Source organism: Rhodocyclaceae bacterium (assembly GCA_020248265.1).
Classification (GTDB): domain Bacteria; phylum Pseudomonadota; class Gammaproteobacteria; order Burkholderiales; family CAIKXV01; genus CAIKXV01.
Genome location: JADCHX010000011.1, coordinates 150406 through 166590, shown reverse-complemented (window position 1 = coordinate 166590; position 16185 = coordinate 150406). Strand labels below are relative to the sequence as shown.

At 67.7% G+C, this 16185-nt stretch carries 17 protein-coding genes and 1 tRNA gene; 8 read left to right on the top strand and 10 right to left on the bottom strand.

Going from position 1 to position 16185, the window contains the following annotated elements:
* Positions 1-3: 3 nt before the first annotated feature.
* The 6 genes from ING98_11700 to ING98_11675 form a co-directional block, all read right to left on the bottom strand.
* On the bottom strand, positions 4-339 hold the full coding sequence (locus ING98_11700) for a Na+/H+ antiporter subunit C (GenBank protein MCA3102531.1): 336 nt from the start codon (positions 337-339) through the stop codon (positions 4-6).
* The gene (locus ING98_11695; protein MCA3102530.1) at positions 339-3185 is read right to left on the bottom strand and encodes a monovalent cation/H+ antiporter subunit A; all 2847 of its coding nucleotides are present in this window, start codon (positions 3183-3185) and stop codon (positions 339-341) included. The genes ING98_11700 and ING98_11695 overlap by 1 nt, the downstream gene beginning before the upstream one ends.
* A 190-nt stretch (positions 3186-3375) precedes the next feature.
* A complete protein-coding gene (locus tag ING98_11690) occupies positions 3376-3966 on the bottom strand; it encodes a hypothetical protein (GenBank protein ID MCA3102529.1) in 591 nt (196 codons plus the stop codon).
* A 56-nt stretch (positions 3967-4022) separates the two neighbouring features.
* Positions 4023-4457, bottom strand: coding sequence for a universal stress protein (locus ING98_11685; GenBank protein MCA3102528.1), 435 nt, complete (start codon positions 4455-4457; stop codon positions 4023-4025).
* A 10-nt stretch (positions 4458-4467) separates the two neighbouring features.
* Positions 4468-5622 carry an A/G-specific adenine glycosylase gene (gene mutY / locus ING98_11680; protein ID MCA3102527.1) on the bottom strand — a complete coding sequence of 385 codons (1155 nt, stop codon included), beginning with the start codon at positions 5620-5622 and terminating at the stop codon, positions 4468-4470.
* 154 nt (positions 5623-5776) lie between these two features.
* Positions 5777-5850: transfer RNA gene (locus ING98_11675), tRNA-Gly, on the bottom strand.
* A 93-nt stretch (positions 5851-5943) separates the two neighbouring features.
* On the opposite strand from ING98_11675, the gene thiS reads away from it, so the two are divergent.
* Genes thiS through trmB form a run of 3 tightly spaced genes read left to right on the top strand, consistent with a single transcriptional unit; the run spans position 5944 to position 7723 of the window.
* The gene (thiS, locus tag ING98_11670) at positions 5944-6189 is read left to right on the top strand and encodes a sulfur carrier protein ThiS (protein MCA3102526.1); all 246 of its coding nucleotides are present in this window, start codon (positions 5944-5946) and stop codon (positions 6187-6189) included.
* Positions 6190-6215: 26 nt separating this feature from the next.
* Positions 6216-7028 (top strand): thiazole synthase, encoded by an 813-nt coding sequence (locus tag ING98_11665; protein MCA3102525.1) that lies wholly within the window; start codon positions 6216-6218, stop codon positions 7026-7028.
* Complete coding sequence (gene trmB, locus ING98_11660) at positions 7025-7723, top strand: tRNA (guanosine(46)-N7)-methyltransferase TrmB (protein MCA3102524.1); 699 nt, start codon at positions 7025-7027, stop codon at positions 7721-7723. Before ING98_11665 ends, trmB begins: the two co-directional genes overlap by 4 nt.
* Positions 7724-7786: 63 nt before the next feature.
* On the opposite strand, the gene ING98_11655 is transcribed toward trmB, so the two are convergent.
* Together ING98_11655 and ING98_11650 are read right to left on the bottom strand one after the other, a co-directional pair.
* Entirely contained in the window at positions 7787-8425 is a 639-nt protein-coding gene (locus ING98_11655; protein ID MCA3102523.1) for an NIPSNAP family protein, read from the bottom strand.
* Positions 8426-8506: 81 nt separating this feature from the next.
* Entirely contained in the window at positions 8507-9700 is a 1194-nt protein-coding gene (locus ING98_11650) for an oxygen-independent coproporphyrinogen III oxidase-like protein (GenBank protein ID MCA3102522.1), read from the bottom strand.
* Between the two features lie 77 nt (positions 9701-9777).
* Between ING98_11650 and ING98_11645 the strand changes: the two genes are divergently transcribed.
* The 4 genes from ING98_11645 to aroG all read left to right on the top strand — a co-directional run bounded on the left by ING98_11645 (position 9778) and on the right by aroG (position 13065).
* Positions 9778-10218, top strand: coding sequence for a PH domain-containing protein (locus ING98_11645; protein MCA3102521.1), 441 nt, complete (start codon positions 9778-9780; stop codon positions 10216-10218).
* Between the two features lie 43 nt (positions 10219-10261).
* Entirely contained in the window at positions 10262-11110 is an 849-nt protein-coding gene (locus tag ING98_11640; protein ID MCA3102520.1) for an alpha/beta hydrolase, read from the top strand.
* Between the two features lie 83 nt (positions 11111-11193).
* Positions 11194-11751: a cupin domain-containing protein gene (locus ING98_11635; GenBank protein ID MCA3102519.1), complete on the top strand. Its 558-nt coding sequence runs from the start codon at positions 11194-11196 to the stop codon at positions 11749-11751.
* Positions 11752-11988: 237 nt separating this feature from the next.
* The gene (gene aroG, locus ING98_11630) at positions 11989-13065 is read left to right on the top strand and encodes a 3-deoxy-7-phosphoheptulonate synthase AroG (protein MCA3102518.1); all 1077 of its coding nucleotides are present in this window, start codon (positions 11989-11991) and stop codon (positions 13063-13065) included.
* Between the two features lie 55 nt (positions 13066-13120).
* On the opposite strand, the gene ING98_11625 is transcribed toward aroG, so the two are convergent.
* Complete coding sequence (locus ING98_11625) at positions 13121-14065, bottom strand: tripartite tricarboxylate transporter substrate binding protein (GenBank protein MCA3102517.1); 945 nt, start codon at positions 14063-14065, stop codon at positions 13121-13123.
* Positions 14066-14269: 204 nt separating this feature from the next.
* Complete coding sequence (locus ING98_11620) at positions 14270-14986, bottom strand: GntR family transcriptional regulator (GenBank protein MCA3102516.1); 717 nt, start codon at positions 14984-14986, stop codon at positions 14270-14272.
* Positions 14987-15105: 119 nt separating this feature from the next.
* On the opposite strand from ING98_11620, the gene ING98_11615 reads away from it, so the two are divergent.
* Positions 15106-16176, top strand: a complete 1071-nt coding sequence (locus tag ING98_11615; GenBank protein MCA3102515.1) for a Gfo/Idh/MocA family oxidoreductase — start codon at positions 15106-15108, stop codon at positions 16174-16176.
* Positions 16177-16185 lie beyond the last annotated feature (9 nt).

Sequence of the window (16185 nt, the reverse complement as noted above, 5' to 3'; positions counted from 1 at the left end):
CCATCATCGGTTCGGGTCTCCGTCCCCGTCGACATGGTCGGTCCCGCTGTCGTAACGCAGCCGGACCGACAGGGCGAGCAGCAGCGCGGTCATGCCGAAGGAGATGACGATGGCGGTCAGGACCAGCGCCTGGGGCAGCGGGTCGGCATAGCGTTCGACGCCTTCCCGGATTACCGGAGGTGCGCCGATCGCAAGCCGCCCCATCGAGAATATGAACAGGTTGACCGCATACGAGAGCAGCGTCAGGCCGAGCATCACCGGGAAGGTGCGCGCGCGCAGCAGCAGCCACGTGCCGGCAGTGGTCAGCACGCCGATGCCGCTGGCGAGCAGTAGCTCCATCAGACGCCCCCCTCTCGTACAGCCGCGCCGGTGGTGGCCGCCGGACATGCAGGCGCCGCAGCGACGCGCCCGATCGAGGCGATCATCATCATCGTGCTGCCGACGACCGTGAGGTACACGCCGGCATCGAAGAACATCGCCGAGGCGAGCGGCACCTTGCCGAGCAGCGGCAGGTCGAAATAGGCGTAGGCGCTGGTCAGGAACGGAAACCCGATCGCAGTCGCGCCCAGGCCGGTCAGCACCGCTGTGAACATGCCGGCGGCGATCCAGCGGTCGAACCCTTCGTCGCCGGCGGGAACCGGGCGCGGCGGTATGGCGCCCCGACCGCCGCACGGTACCGCGTCGCGCCCCCCGGCCATGTATTGCACGAGCAGTGCGATCGCCGTGACCAGTCCGGCGACGAAGCCGCCGCCCGGCTGGTTGTGGCCGCGCAGGAACAGATAGGCCGACACCGCGAGCGCAAACGGCAGTATCAGTCGCGCCAGCACGCGCAGCATCAGCGGCCTTGCATTCTCCGCATCCGGGACCGTCGCAGGACCGGGGGCGACGAACCCGGCAAGCAGGGCCTGGGTGACCAGACCGGCCACGGCCAGCACCAGTATCTCGACCAGTGTGTCGTAGCCGCGGAAATCGACGAGGATCACGTTGACCACGTTCGCCCCTCCCCCCTTCGGCACCGACTGCTCCAGGAAGTAGGTGGAGATGCTGGCGAGCGGGCGGGTCAGCGCCGCGTAGGCAAGCACGGTCATGCCGATCCCCGCAGCCAGCGACAGCAGCGCGTCGCGCAGGTGCCGCGGCAGCGTACCTTCGACGGGCGTGTGAGCGGGCAGATGGCGCAGCGCGGCCATCAGCAGCACGACCGTCACCACCTCGACCGCGAGCTGGGTCAGCGCCAGGTCGGGCGCCGAGAACAGCACGAAGACCAGGCTGACCAGCAGGCCGACGGCGCCGAGCGCGACCAGCGACAGCAGTCTCTTGCGGTGCAGCGCCACCGTGGCCACCACGGCTGCGACCAGCGCGAACCACATCGCCAGCGCGGCGCCGTTGGACGGCAGCAGCAGTTCGTCGCCGATCGAGTAGTTGTCCTGGAAAAACGGTATCGCCCCCGCCGACAGGACGACCACCAGCAGCAGCCATAACGAGCGCTGCAGCGAGCCGTTCTGCACCAGGGCGGTGGCCAGCCGCGCCGTCGAGATCGAGGCCTCGAGCAACCGGTCGAACAGGCGCTTCGCGCTGATCCCGTCGTCGCGGTAGAGGTGCAGGTTGTATCCACGCTGCAACCCGAAGTACAGCGCAGCGCCGAGCAGAAGGGCGATCGTGCTCATTGCCAGCGGCAGGTTGAATCCGTGCCACAGACTGATGCTGTATTCGGGCACGTTGCCGAGGAGCACGCCAGCGACCGCGGCGTCCAGCAGCGGCGCGACCACGACATTCGGCATCACCCCGACCAGCACGCACAGGACGACGAGCAGTTCGACCGGTACGCGCATCCAGCGCGGCGGTTCATGCGGCTTACGCTCGAGGCCGACCGGATCGCCGTTGAAGAACACGTCATGCACCAGCCGCAGCGAATAGGCCACCGCGAACGCGCCCGCCAGCGTCGCCATCACCGGCACGAGCCAGTCGGCCCAGGTGCCGGTATCGATCGCCAGCGTCTTCGCCAGCATCATCTCTTTCGACAGGAACCCATTGAGCAGCGGTACACCGGCCATCGCCGCTGCGGCCACCGCGACCAGCGTCGCCGTGATCGGCATGAAGCGGGCAAGGCCGTTCAAACGGCGCAGGTCGCGCGTACCCGTCTCGTGGTCGATGATGCCGGCCGCCATGAACAGCGACGCCTTGAAGGTTGCGTGGTTGATGATATGGAACACCCCGGCGACCACGGCCAGCGGCGTGTCGAGCCCGAACAGCAGCGTGATCAGGCCCAAGTGGCTGATCGTCGAGTACGCCAGCAGCCCCTTGAGGTCCTGCTGGAACAGCGCAATCCACGCAGCGAATACCAGCGTGACCAGGCCAGTGCCGCTGACCAGCAGGAACCACAGATCGTTGCCGCCGAGCACCGGATACATCCGCGCCAGCAGGAACACCCCAGCCTTCACCATGGTCGCGGAATGCAGGTAGGCCGACACCGGCGTCGGTGCGGCCATCGCGTGCGGCAGCCAGAAGTGGAACGGAAACTGCGCACTCTTGGTGAATGCGCCGAGCAGGACGAGGACCAGCGCCAGCGGGAACAACGGGTGGGCTTGCAGCAGTTCACGCTGATGGAGCACCTCGGACAGTTCGAAGCTGCCGACGATCTGCCCGATCAGCAGCACCCCGGCGAGCAGGGCGAACCCGCCGGCGCCGGTCACCGTCAACGCCATCCGCGCCCCCTGCCTCCCGTCGCTGCGATCGCGCCAGAAACCGATCAGCAGGAACGACGACAGGCTGGTGCACTCCCAGAACACCACCAGCAGCAGCAGGTTGTCCGCCAGCACCACGCCCAGCATCGAGCCCATGAACAGCAGCAACAGCGACATGAACCGCGACGCGTCATCCTCGGGCGACAGGTAGTAGTGCGCGTAAAGGATCACCAGCAACCCGATCGCGAGCACCAGCAGCGCGAACAGGAAACCGAAGCCATCGAGCATGAACGTGAGGTTCAGGCCGATCGCGGGCAGCCACGCGCCGCCCGCCTGGACGACCTCGCCGTCGAAGACTGCCGACGCATGAGCCAGCAGCAGTGCCAGCGCAAGGGCCGGCGGGCAGGCTGCGAGCAGCGCGCAGCGGCCACGGCGGTGCCGACCGGCCAGTCGGGGTAGCGCCGCCATCAGCAGGGGCAGCAATACGATGAGTATCAGGGTCAACGGGCGGCAACCGGGGCAGTGGACATCGTCTCGGTCGACTTCGCGGCAAGCGGGACGCAGCGCGTCCCTGCCGGTTCACGCGAAGCGAACGCTCTGCGGTCGCGCGAACAGACAGCGCGAACGCGTCGAAGCCTACCATCGTTGCGTTCGCCCGGGCGGGTTCAGACCCTGCCCTGCGCAGACCTGGCTGTCAGGTCGTGGACACCGACTCCACCCAGACCAGCTCGCACGCGCCTGCACCCGTGTCCTCGCGCGTCATCGAACTGCGCCAGCGCCAGCCGTCCGGCGCGCGCGCCTCGACCAGGTAGCCGCGTACGGTCACGATCTGCCCCGGCCGCACCGACTTCAGCGCAGCCTCGATGCGGTCATCCGCCGGGATCATGTGCATGTTGGCGCTGGAGGTCTCGATCTCGCGCCGCGGGATCGGGAAGTCGGCCGTGCTCCAGTAGTAGAAGCGCCCGCGCTGGCTGATGCTGATGCGTTGCAGGACGGCGGTGTCGGACATCCTCCCCCAGCCCAGAGCGAGGTCGACCGGTGCCAGTTGCGCCTCTCGGTCGAGCCGGTAATGCTCGGCCCCGAGCACGCGCGCGGAGACCTCGAACCGCGCCAACGCGCGGATGCGGTACCCGTTGCGCTCGAATTCGCGCTCGCCGGCGACCGATGACTGTACGGGCAGGTCTCCCGCGACCACGCCCGGCGGCAGCGATACCTCGCGCCCGGACCACCAGTTGAGCGCGCCGAACAGTATCAGCGCGACGAAACCTATCTTCGGCCAGTTCATCGCCCGATGCTAACCGCACATCCCGGCTGCCCGCCAGTCGACTGCCGCGCGAAAGTCTACTTCACGAGCGTGATCGGGCAATCCGCCAGGTGAAGCACCCGTTGGGCAACCGATCCCATCAGCAGGCCGGAAATGCTGCCCAGCCCGCGCGTGCCCATCACGATCTGCGCGACGCCGTGCTTGCGTGCGAACTCGGCGATCACACTGGCTGGCGCCCCGCTCGCCACGTGGCAGTCGTAGGCAATACCGGCCGCCCGGACCCGCGCGCGCGCCGGATCGAGCATCTCGGCGGCCTCGGCTGCAAGGACCTTCTCGATCTCGGACGCGTCGATCAGCTCACGGGTGTCCACGTCCACAGCGTCGAGCACGCTCAGCACATGCAGAGTCGTTCCCGCGCGCGCGCGCGCCAGCCCGATTGCAAGGTCGAGTGCACGAACGGCGGGCAGTGAATTGTCGAAGGGAACCAGAAGGTCGGTCATCATCATCCTCATGCCAGGTTGGTCATCGAAGGCCGGGCAGTGACGGCTGCACACCCTGCCCGCCGGCACGCAGCGCCTCCAGCAACGTGCGCACGGGTGCCGGCAGCGCGACCGCTTCCAGTTGCTCGAACGCGACCCAGCGCCGACCGGGCTCTCCGGCCTGCGCGGTCACTGCGGGACCCTGTCCCTCCACCAGGTGCATGCGTACCAGCATCGGTTCGATGCGCAGGCGGAAATGCGTGAACGCATGCTCGATCGGCGCCAGCGCCTGCAGCGCGGCGTCGCTCGCGCGGATGCGCGCCTCTACCTGTGCATCGATCGATTCCGGCAGGCTCCACAGCCCGCCCCAGATGCCGCTGGGCGGGCGGCGTTCGAGCAGCACGCCGTGCTCGCGGTCGACGAGCAGCCAGACCACGCTCGTACGGCGGGGGATCTCGCGCTTCGGGCGGGGCGCCGGGATCGCGTCGGTGCGTCCCGACACGTGCGCCGTACAGTCGGCCGACACCGGGCATTCACCGCAGCGCGGACGGCTGCGTGCACACGGACCGGCACCCAGGTCCATCAGTGCCTGGGTGTAGGTACCGATGTCCGGATGCCCGCCAGCCACGCCACCGGCCGCGCCGCCCGCAACAACCGGCGGCAGGCGCGCGGTCGACTCCGCCCACAGCGCGGCGAGCACCGCAGGCTCCCCGGCCCAGCCCTCGATGCCGGCATGCCGGGCGAGCACGCGCTTCACGTTACCGTCCAGTATCGGGTGCCGCTGGCCGAAGGCGAAGGCGCAGATCGCGCCGGCCGTCGAACGGCCGATGCCGGGCAGCGCGAGTACGGCGTCGAAATCGTCGGGGAACCGGCCGCCGTGCTGCTCGATCACCTGCCGCGCGGCGCGGTGCAGGCAGCGCGCGCGCGAGTAGTACCCGAGCCCGCTCCAGGCTGCGAGCACGTCATCGAGCGGCGCAGCCGCCAGGGCATCGACATCGGAAAACCGCTCCAGGAAGCGCAGGTAGTACGGGATCACCGTCGATACCTGCGTCTGCTGCAGCATGATCTCCGACAGCCAGATCCGGTAGGGGTCGCGGGTGCCCTGCCAGGGCAGCCCGCTGCGGCCCGCGCGGCGCTGCCACTCGACGAGTCGCACAGCGAAGCTGCCTGAGTCGTCCATGCGATCGGCCGTTCTCATCCTTTCAGGATACCCCTCGGGAGATCGGCCGGCACGTCGAGCCTGAAGCTTTCAGGCGGGAAGGACGGCCGGATTCCATCCGGAGCATCCCGCGCAGTTGGGGCATCGTGCGTGCTGCGCATGCTGCTGCACGCTCGACCAAGCAAGGCAGCAGTGGAGCGGGTGATGGGAATCGAACCCACGTCTAGAGCTTGGGAAGCTTTCGTTCTACCATTGAACTACACCCGCGCGAGTTGCCGATGTTACTTCGGTTTCGGGCTGCCGGGTTCGCCACCGGTTGCGGCCGACGCGCAGGTGCCCTGCCGGCGATAAAATGGCAGCATGAATCTGTCCTGTCCCGACCCCTCGTCCGCTTCGGCGGCCACGCTCTGCCTGACGGTGAATGGCGAGCATCGACGCTTTTCCGCGCCACTTACCTGCGCTGGCCTGGTCGAGGCGCTCGCGCTCGGCGGGCGCCGGATCGCATTCGAAAGAAATGGCGAGATCGTCCCGCGCAGCCGCCTGGCCGACACCAGGCTGGCCGATGCCGACACTGTCGAGATCGTCGTCGCCGTCGGCGGCGGCTGAACCCAGAACCCTCCGGAGCCCCCTTCATGTCAACCCTGTCCACGCCGTCCCCGCTGCAGGTCGGAACCCGCAGCTTCCAGTCACGGCTGCTCGTCGGCACCGGCAAGTACCGCGACTTCGACGAGACGCGGCTCGCCATCGAGGCCAGCGGCGCGCAGATCGTGACCGTCGCGATCCGGCGCACGAACATCGGCCAGAACCAGGGCGAGCCGAGCCTGCTCGACGCGCTGCCGCCGTCGCGCTTCACGATGCTGCCCAACAGCGCGGGCTGCTACACCGCCGATGACGCGGTGCGCACGTTGCGGCTCGGGCGAGAACTGCTCGATGGCCATTCGCTGTGCAAGCTCGAGGTGCTGGGCGACCCGCATACGCTGTATCCGAACATGGCGGAGACGCTGCGCGCCGCCGAGACGCTGGTGCGCGACGGGTTCGACGTGATGGTGTACTGCAGCGACGACCCGATCATGGCGAAGCAGCTGGAAGAGATCGGGTGCGTGGCAGTGATGCCGCTGGCCAGCCTGATCGGATCCGGCATGGGCATCCTGAACCCGTGGAACCTGCAGATCATCATCGGCAACGCGAAGGTACCGGTGATCGTCGATGCCGGCGTCGGGACGGCGTCCGACGCCGCCATCGCGATGGAACTGGGCTGCGACGGCGTGCTGATGAACACCGCGATCGCGGCGGCGAAGCAGCCGGTGCTGATGGCCTCCGCGATGCGCAAGGCGGTCGAGGCGGGGCGCGAGGCTTTCCTCGCCGGCCGCATGCCGAAGAAGCTCTACAGCGCCACGCCCAGTTCGCCCACCGCGGGCCTGATCACGCCGGGCAAACCGGCTTGAGCAGCGGCGATGCGGGCACCGAAGCCCAGCACGCACGGCACATCCGCAGCTTCGTGCTGCGGCAGGGGCGGATCACCCAGGCACAGCAGCGGGCCTACGACGCGCTGCTGCCATCGTTCGGCGTCCCGTATGCGGACGCGCGGCTGGACCCGGCCGCTGCGTTCGGACGCAGCGCGCCGCTGATCGTCGAGATCGGCTTCGGGATGGGCGAAGGCACGGCGCAGATCGCGGCGGCGCACCCCGAGAACGACTACCTCGGTATCGAGGTGCACAACCCGGGCGTCGGCAGCCTGCTCGACAAGATCGGCCGTGCCGGCCTCGACAACGTGCGCATCGTCCAGCACGACGCGGTAGAGGTGATGCGCGACATGATCGCCCCGGACAGCCTGGCGGGCGCACACGTCTTTTTCCCGGATCCCTGGCACAAGAAGCGCCACCACAAGCGGCGCCTGCTGCAGGCACCATTCGTCTCGCTGCTCGCCTCGCGGATCGCGCCCGGCGGCTACCTGCACGTGGCGACCGACTGGGAAGACTATGCGGTGCAGATCCTCGCCGTACTCGAGGCCGAACCGCTGCTCGTCAACACCGTCGGGCGCTATGCACCAAGGCCCGCATACCGGCCGCTGACGCGTTTCGAGCAGCGCGGCGTGCGGCTCGGCCACGAGGTATTCGACCTTGTGTTCCGGCGCCACTGAGCGCTGCGGCCGGACTGCGGTCGAGGCAGGCGCCGTCGGGCGCCAGCCTCGCCCATGCTGGCGTTACTGCACCGGCGAGAACGCCGCCGGCATCACGATCTTGTTCTCCTGCGCCAGATAGTTCACTGCCTCGCGGCCGTCCTTTTTCGCCTTGGCACTCGGAGGCCACGAACCACCGGCGACGGCCTTCGCGCGGGTCTCCATCCGGTCGTTCATCGACGCGTACGGCCAGATATGCATGAACTTGTTCAGCGCACCCAGGTCGGAGTACCACATGGCGAGGCAGGGCGAAAGCGTGCTGCGCTCGGGGATCGCCTTCTCCCAGTTGTCCATCAGCAGCGGGAGCTTGCCCGAGGGGTAGGTATAGGTGCGCATCTCGAAGATCGGACCGTACTTGCCCGGCCTGATCGGCGGCGAGAACGCGAACGGGATGAAGATCTCGGAGCGCTGCGCGACGATGAAATCCTTGATGTCCGGCGGCCAGGTCTTGTCCGCGATCGCCGCGGCACGGACCTTCGCACGCTCCTCCATGTCCGCGTAGGGCCAGATATGGATGATCTGGTTCAGCGGCCCGATCTCGGTGTGGAAGAACGCAGCCAGCTCCGAGAACTTCTTCCGCTTCTCGTAGGCTTCCCCGAATCGCCGTTCCACTTCCGCCTGCGAGCCGCCCTTGATGTCGTAGGTCCGCACTTCGTAGATCATCTTTTCCTCCGGTTGGGGTGATCGTTGGCAGAGTCTAACCGGTCACCGCGCGATCGACGTGGACCGCGGCGATGGGCGGGATCATTCGGAGTCGGGCAGGAACAGGGATACCAGGTCGTTCAGGTATCGCAGTCCCAGCGCCGTCGGTCGCAGCGCCAGGTGGTCGCGCTGCAGCAGCCCGCGCGCCTCGGCGACCTCCAGCGCCGGTGCGAGCGCGGTGATCGGCAGGCCGGTGCGTTCCGCGAACAGCGCCACCGGAACGCCTTCGACCAGGCGCAGCGCATTGAGCATGAACTCGAAGCCCAGCTGCGACGACTCGACGTCGTGCTGTTCGTAGACGGCATCGCCGGCGATTGCCGTGTCGATGAACCGCTGCGGCTGCCGATGGCGCACCTGCCGGAAGATGCGGTCGGGCAGCGACAGCTTGGCATGCGCACCGGCACCGATGCCGATGTAGTCGCCGAAGGTCCAGTAGTTCAGGTTGTGTCGTGCACGGTGCCCCGCCGCTGCGAACGCCGACACCTCGTAGCGTTCCAGCCCTGCTTCGGCGAGCCGCCCGTGCACCGCCTGCTCGATGAGCTCCGCGCCGTCCTCGTCCGGCAGCACCGGCGGATAGCGGTGGAACACCGTATTGGGCTCGAGCGTGAGCTGGTAGGCCGAGACATGGCGCGCCCCCAACCCGAGGGCGATCGACACGTCGGCCAGCGCCTGCTCCGGCGACTGTCCTGGCAGCGCGTACATCAGGTCGACGTTGACACGATCGAACAGCAACAGCGCGCCCTCGACAGCCGCCCGCGCCTCGTCGGCATCGTGAACACGGCCGAGCGCCTTCAGGGCCGCGGCGCTGAACGACTGCACGCCGACCGACAGCCGGGTGATGCCGGCATCGCGGAAGGCACGGAACTTTCCGCGCTCGAAAGTACCGGGGTTCGCCTCCAGCGTCACTTCGGCCGCTGCATCGAGCGGCAGCCGTGCGCGTACTGCACCGAGCAGCCGGTCGATCGACTCTGCGGGAAACAGGCTGGGCGTACCGCCGCCGATGAACAGCGTGTACACCCGGCGTCCCCAGACCAGCGGCAGCACCGCCTCGAGGTCTGCGACCAGCGCGTCGACATACCGCTCCCAGGGCATGTCGCCGCGCACCTCGTGCGAATTGAAGTCGCAATAGGGACACTTGCGCAGGCACCACGGCAGGTGGATGTACAGTGACAGCGGCGGCAGGCTGGCGAGCCTGCGCGAAGGCAGCGCAACCGGCGCGGATTTCAGGATGCTCATTGCACAAGCTTAACGTGCCAGGCCGCGTCGGCCTATGATTGCGCACCCGCACCCGCACCACACCTGGACCCGATCCCATGGCTTCGTATGTCGAACAGGCGCTGACCCGTGGCGAATCCGTCCTGCACCTCGGCCGTACCAGTTGGTGGTCGCTGTCCGGCTACCTGGTCCTCGGGGTGGTCCTGCTCCCGGTCGGCGTCGGGCTGATCCTGCTCGCGCTGGCCTGGGTGAAGCAGCGCAGTACCGAACTGGCTGTCACCAACAAGCGGGTCATCACCAAGTTCGGCTTCATCCAGCGCGACACCGTGGAGCTGAACATCCAGAAGGTCGAAAGCGTCCAGGTACAGCAGGGCATCATGGGCCGCATGCTCGACTTCGGTACGATCGTGATCGCCGGCGGTGGCAGCCCGCAGGCGCCGGTACCGGGCATCAGCGACCCGATGGGGTTCCGCCGCGCGTTCCTCGAAGCCCAGGAGACGGCGCTGAAGGAACGCGCCACGCCAGCCTCACCCGAGTGACGACCACCGACACGGAACGCCACCGAAGCGAAGGACTGATGCGATGGACGATGCCGACGCCTACTACGAAGGCCAGTACAACAACCGCCTGTCCATACCGGATGCGGCCGACTACAACGCGCGCGGCGTCGCGCGCTCGACCGCGGCGCGCGCGCGCCTGGCGTCGAAGCTCGACCTCGCCTATGGTCCGTCGGCGCGCCAGCGCATCGACCTTTATCCCGCAGCAACCCCGGGCGCGCCGATCCTGTCCTTCATCCATGGCGGCTACTGGCGTTCGCGCGACAAGTCCGAGTTCGCTTTCGTTGCCGAGCCCTTCGTCGCCGCCGGCATCACGGTCGCGATGCCGGAGTACGACCTCACCCCGGCCGTGACGGTCGGCAACATCGTCGAGCAGATGGTGGCCGCCCATGCCTGGCTGTACCGGCATGCGGGCGAACACGGCGCCGATGCATCGAGGCTGTTCATCGCCGGCCACTCCGCGGGTGGGCACCTGGCGGCCATGATGGCGGCCACGCGCTGGACGGAAGTGGATGCAGCACTGCCGGCCGACCTGGTAAAGGGTGCCTATGCGGTCAGCGGCCTGTTCGACCTCATGCCGATGCTGCATTTCTCGTTCAATGCCGACATCCGGCTCGATGCCGCGAGCGCGAAGGCACTGAGCCCGATCGAGCACCTGCCGCCGTGGCCGGTGCCGGTACGCACTGCGGCGGGCGCGCTCGAGAGCGACGAGTTCAGGCGGCAGTGCCGCACGCTCGCCGAGCACTGGCCGGCATCGGTGAAGGGGCACATCGACGTGCCTGGCTGCCACCACCTGTCGGTGGCCGAAGCGCTCGCGGAGCCGGGCAACTTACTGTTCGAATCGGTGCGCGACTTCGTCCTGCGCGGCGTCTGAGCCGCCGTCGATTCACGGTCGTACCCGAGGCGCGTACCACCTTCGCCCACTTGTCAACCCCAACCCTGCACAGGAGATCCCCCATGGGAGCCGCCCGCCACCCGATGCCACCCGAAGTGAAGGATCTCTCGCTCGAGCAGATCATGGACCAGTACGTCGCGCTCTACTCGGAGCGTGTCCCCGACTGGTATGCGTTCGAGGACGCGAAGATCGAGGGATGGAAGCGGGCACAGCACCGCTTCATCGGCGCCGGCGCCTCCGGCAAGCATGGCGATCCGGACGTGATCCCGGCGCGCGGCTTCACGCTCACCATAATGTTCGTGAACCCCGGCCAGGGCAACGCCGCCCATACCCATGAGTCGGAGGAGTGCTTCTTCGTCCTGAAGGGCTTCCTCGACGTGTTCCTCGAAGACGAGACCGGGCGCCAGGTGTGGAAGCGCCTCGGCCCCTGGGATTGCGTGTCCTGCCCGCCCGGCGTGATCCACGGCTACGAGAACCGCAGCCTGGAGCCGGTGTATTTCCAGGTGATGCATGGCCGGGCGAAGCCCGAGACCATGGGCTACGCCGATGCCTCGCTGTACGACAGGCGCGACGAGCACCTGAAGGCCGCACCCACCTCTGCGGTCGACAAGCCGATCTGACGCAGGCGGCAGGTTGCCATCCCTATTGCGCCACACCCCCGGGATCGAATACAGTCCGGGTATGTACACGCGCGCTGCCCACTGGTTCTTTTTCGGCTTCTTTCTGCCCCTGGCGGAAGGAATCGATCGGCGCTGCTGAAACATACCGAACCCGATACCGACCGCCAGGCCAAAACCTGGCGGTTTTTTTTCGCCGGGTCGATGGCCGGCATCAACCCCGCCCGATGGAGAAGCAGCATGCCGCACAAGACCGATGACGTCCGCATCAAGGAGCTAAAGGAACTCGCGCCGCCGTCGCACGTGGTGCGCGAGTTTCCGATCGACGAAAAGGTGTCCGACCTGGTGTACGACACGCGCGCGAAGATCCACCGGATCGTGCACGGCATGGACGACCGGCTGGTGGTGATCATCGGCCCGTGCTCGATCCACGACCCGCGCGCGGCGCTGGAATACGTCGAGCGGCTCGCCCCGGAGCGCAAGCGGCTCGCCGGCGAACTCGAGATCGTGATGCGCGTCTATTTCGAGAAGCCGCGCACGACCGTCGGCTGGAAGGGACTGATCAACGATCCGCAGCTCGATGGCAGCTTCCAGATCAACCAGGGGCTGCGCATCGCGCGCGAGATGCTGCTCGAGATCAACCGGCGCGGCGTGCCCGCCGGCTGCGAGTTCCTCGACATGATCACGCCGCAGTACATCGCGGACACGGTGAGCTGGGGCGCGATCGGCGCGCGCACCACGGAGAGCCAGTCGCACCGTGAGCTGGCCTCCGGCCTGTCCTGCCCGGTGGGCTTCAAGAACGGCACCGACGGCACGGTGAAGATCGCGGTCGATGCGATCAAGGCCGCCGAGCGCCCGCACCATTTCCTTTCGGTGACCAAGGCCGGGCATTCGGCGATCGTGTCCACCACCGGAAACGAGGACTGCCACATCATCCTGCGCGGCGGCAAGGCACCGAACTACGACGCTGCGAGCGTCGATGCCGCGTGCGTCGAGCTCGCGAAGTCCGGGCTGGCACAGCGCCTGATGATCGATACGAGCCACAGCAACAGCTCGAAGAAGCACGAGAACCAGATCCTGGTCGCGCAGGACATCGCAGGGCAGATTGCCGGCGGCAGCGATCGCATCATCGGCGTGATGATCGAAAGCCACCTGGTTGCCGGCCGCCAGGACCTGGTGCCCGGCAAGCCGCTGACCTACGGCCAGTCGATCACCGATGCCTGCATCGCCTGGGAAGACAGCGTGCCGGTGCTCGATGCGCTGGCCGCCGCGGTGAAGGAGCGTCGATCGAAGGCGGCGAACTATACCGGCAAGTGAGCTTCGGCGGCCGGCGCGCGGGACGGCGGCAGCGCTGCCGCTCGCCGGTCGGGCTTCACTCGGGCTTGATGTTGTTCTCGCGGATCAGCCGGGTCCAGCGTACGAGTTCGCTCTTCAGCAGTGCGGTCACCTGGTCGGGTGAAGTGCCGAGTGCCTCCGCGCCCTCCTTGGTCAGGCGTTCGCGCATTTCCGGGGACTGCATCGCCTTGACCGCCAGCTGGTTGAGCGGATTGACGATCGACGCCGGCGTGTTCGCAGGTGCCATCAGCACGAACCAGCCGCTGAACTCGAAGCCGGGCAGCCCGGACTCGGCCATCGTGGGCACCTCTGGCGCCAGCGGCACGCGCTTGATGCTGGTCACCGCGATCGAACGCAGGCGCTTCGATTCGACGTGCGGCAACACCGCCACCAGGCTGATGAAGCTCATGTCGACCTCGCCACCGAGCACCGCGGTCAGGGCCGGACCGCCGCCCTTGTAGGGTACGTGCACGATGTCCGCCTTCGTCAGCTGCTTCATGAACTCGGCGGGAATGTGCGGGTTGGATCCACTGCCCGATGACGAGAATGTCATCCGGCCGGGCTTCGCCTTCGCGAGCGCGATCAGTTCCTTCAGGTTGCGTGCCGGCACCGACGGGTGGACCACCAGCATCGCGGGGGAGGTCGCCACCAGCGACACCGGCGCGAAGTCGCGGATCGGGTCGTAGGGGACCTTACCCATCAGCGGCACGTTGACCACGAACGGCAGTGTGTTGAGCAGCAGCGTCGTCCCGTCGGCTGCCGCGCGCGCGACATACTCTGTACCGATCACGCCGGTCGCCCCGGAGCGGTTCTCGACCAGGAAGTTCTGGCCAGCCAGTTCGGTCATGCGCGCGGCGAGCAGGCGCGCGATCACGTCGACGCTGCCACCGGGCGGGAACGGCACGACGATACGGATCGTCTTGCCGCCGGCGACTGGCTGGGCAAACACCGAAGGCGCGACGGCGCCGGTCGCGGCGAGCATGGCGACAACGACAGGAAACAAAGCCGCGCGCGGTCGCGCCACGGACGACGGAATGGATCGGATCACAACGCCTCCTGGGATTGACCGGCACGATGGCCGGTGACCCGGCGTGCGGAACCGCAGGTCAGCGCCCGTTCGCACACCGTGGTCGGTGGAAGAGCTTACCGCGAAGCGTGCCGCGGGTCCTGTCTGTCCGGGGACGCTTCAGTCGTTGCCGACCAGGCGCATCACTTCCTGAGCAGCTGCAGCGGTGTCGTCCCGGATCGCCTGTTCAGCCGCCGCCGCATCGCCGCTGCGGATCGCCGTCACCAGGTCGCGCAGGCCGCCGATCGCCTGCGTCGAACGCGCGCGGGAACGGTCGGCATGCGACAGGCCGACCGCGCGCCAGCGCCAGATGCGGGCATGCAGCCCGCCGAGCATCGAGGACAGCACGTCGCTGCGCGCACCGTCGAACAGCGCGGCATAGAAGCCGTTCTTCGCGGCCAGGATGCCGTCGGCGGCGCCCGCCGCATAGGCGCCCTCGACGTCGCGCAGAGCCGCGGCGAGGCGGTCCATTGCCTCGGGTGGCGCCCGCTCGATGAACAGCCGTGCCGCCAGCGCCTCGAGCGAGGCGCGGATGCGGTACAGGTCGACCGCCTCGGCCCGCGACAGGGCCCGTACCACCGGGCCCTTGTTGGGCACCGTCTCGACCAGGCCCTCGGACTCGAGCTGGCGCAGCGCCTCGCGGATCACGGTGCGCGACACGCCCACGCGGTCGATCAGTTCGCGCTCGGTCAGGCGCTGGCCGGGCGCCAGGTCGCCGGAAATCACCGCCGCGCGCAGCCGGTCCACGACTTGCTGGCGCAGGGGCGCCGCAAGCGCACGCACCGCCAGTGGCGCAGGCGGGGCAGGTCTGGCAGCGGAATCGGCGGGCTGGTCCATGGCAGGCAGAGTGTACTTGCGGCGCGGCAGTCCGAACGCAGAGGCGGTACGCGGCGCGCACAATCGTAATACGGTATTATGGCTCCACTCGCACGATCAATCCAAAGGAGCGTTTCAAGATGAGCGAACCCATCAATGTCGGCATCGTCGGCCTCGGCCGCTGGGCCAAGGTGCTCACCCGCGCGGCACGCGCGTCGACCAGCATCCGCATCGTCACCGGCTACAGCCGGTCGCAGGAAAAGCGCGATGCCTTCCAGGCCGAATTCGCCGACACCGGGTTCAAATCGGCCGCGACGATGGAAGCGATGCTCGCCGACCCGTCGATCAAGGGCGTGATCATCACCGTCCCGAACGAGCAGCACCTGCCAGTCGCGGAACAGATCGCGAAGGCGGGCAAGCACATCTATACCGAGAAGCCGATCGCCGCCGAACTGTCCGACGGCCTGAAGATCGAGGCACTCCAGAAGCAGTACGGCGTGACCGTGACCGTCGGCCACTCCGCCCGGCTGCTGGCCGGCGTGCGCATGATGAAGGAGAAGATCGATGCCGGCGAACTCGGCCGCGTCGGCTTCATCGAGGCCAACTTCTCGAACGAGCGCGCGCTCGAACTGACCCCGCAGACCTGGCGCTGGTACAAGGATCGTGCACCCGGCGGCCCGCTCTCGCAGCTCGCGGTGCACATGTTCGACATCGTCCACCTGCTGGGCGGCGACGTGTCGCAGGTCTCGTCGATTGCGTCCAAGCTGTCCCCGGTCGGCGCCGAGGTCGACGACCAGTCGATGTCGTTGGTCAAGTTCGGCAACGGCACGATCGCCTACGTCGGCACCTGCTGGACCTCGCCGGGCATCTTCTCGGTGCGCGTGTTCGGCTCGAAGGGCCTGATGCACTACGAAGTCGACTTCGGCACCTGGGACACCCCGTCGAACCTGCACAAGACCTCGGCGCTGTACATCCAGCGCGGCAAGGACTGCTACGGCAAGCGCGAAGACCTCACGATCCCGGCGAGCGACATGTTCCGCGACGAACTCGAGCAGTTCGCGCAGAGTTGCGTCACCGGCACCGTGCCGATGCTCTCGGCGCACAACGGCAACGTCGCCATCGCGATGATGAACGCCGCGCTTAAGTCGATCGACCGCAACGGTGCGCTGGTGGCAGTCGACGAAGTGATGGAAGCGGCTCGCAAGGCCTGACCCGAAAAA

Excerpts from the sequence above, each read along its gene's own strand:
- ING98_11700 (MCA3102531.1), bottom strand. The coding sequence starts at position 339 with ATGGAGCTACTGCTCGCCAGCGGCATCGGCGTGCTGACCACTGCCGGC.
- ING98_11690 (MCA3102529.1), bottom strand. The coding sequence starts at position 3,966 with ATGAACTGGCCGAAGATAGGTTTCGTCGCGCTGATACTGTTCGGCGCG.
- ING98_11685 (MCA3102528.1), bottom strand. The coding sequence starts at position 4,457 with ATGAGGATGATGATGACCGACCTTCTGGTTCCCTTCGACAATTCACTG.
- mutY (MCA3102527.1), bottom strand. The coding sequence starts at position 5,622 with ATGAGAACGGCCGATCGCATGGACGACTCAGGCAGCTTCGCTGTGCGA.
- thiS (MCA3102526.1), top strand. The coding sequence starts at position 5,944 with ATGAATCTGTCCTGTCCCGACCCCTCGTCCGCTTCGGCGGCCACGCTC.
- ING98_11665 (MCA3102525.1), top strand. The coding sequence starts at position 6,216 with ATGTCAACCCTGTCCACGCCGTCCCCGCTGCAGGTCGGAACCCGCAGC.
- ING98_11655 (MCA3102523.1), bottom strand. The coding sequence starts at position 8,425 with ATGATCTACGAAGTGCGGACCTACGACATCAAGGGCGGCTCGCAGGCG.
- ING98_11650 (MCA3102522.1), bottom strand. The coding sequence starts at position 9,700 with ATGAGCATCCTGAAATCCGCGCCGGTTGCGCTGCCTTCGCGCAGGCTC.
- ING98_11645 (MCA3102521.1), top strand. The coding sequence starts at position 9,778 with ATGGCTTCGTATGTCGAACAGGCGCTGACCCGTGGCGAATCCGTCCTG.
- ING98_11640 (MCA3102520.1), top strand. The coding sequence starts at position 10,262 with ATGGACGATGCCGACGCCTACTACGAAGGCCAGTACAACAACCGCCTG.
- ING98_11635 (MCA3102519.1), top strand. The coding sequence starts at position 11,194 with ATGGGAGCCGCCCGCCACCCGATGCCACCCGAAGTGAAGGATCTCTCG.
- aroG (MCA3102518.1), top strand. The coding sequence starts at position 11,989 with ATGCCGCACAAGACCGATGACGTCCGCATCAAGGAGCTAAAGGAACTC.
- ING98_11625 (MCA3102517.1), bottom strand. The coding sequence starts at position 14,065 with ATGCTCGCCGCGACCGGCGCCGTCGCGCCTTCGGTGTTTGCCCAGCCA.
- ING98_11620 (MCA3102516.1), bottom strand. The coding sequence starts at position 14,986 with ATGGACCAGCCCGCCGATTCCGCTGCCAGACCTGCCCCGCCTGCGCCA.
- ING98_11615 (MCA3102515.1), top strand. The coding sequence starts at position 15,106 with ATGAGCGAACCCATCAATGTCGGCATCGTCGGCCTCGGCCGCTGGGCC.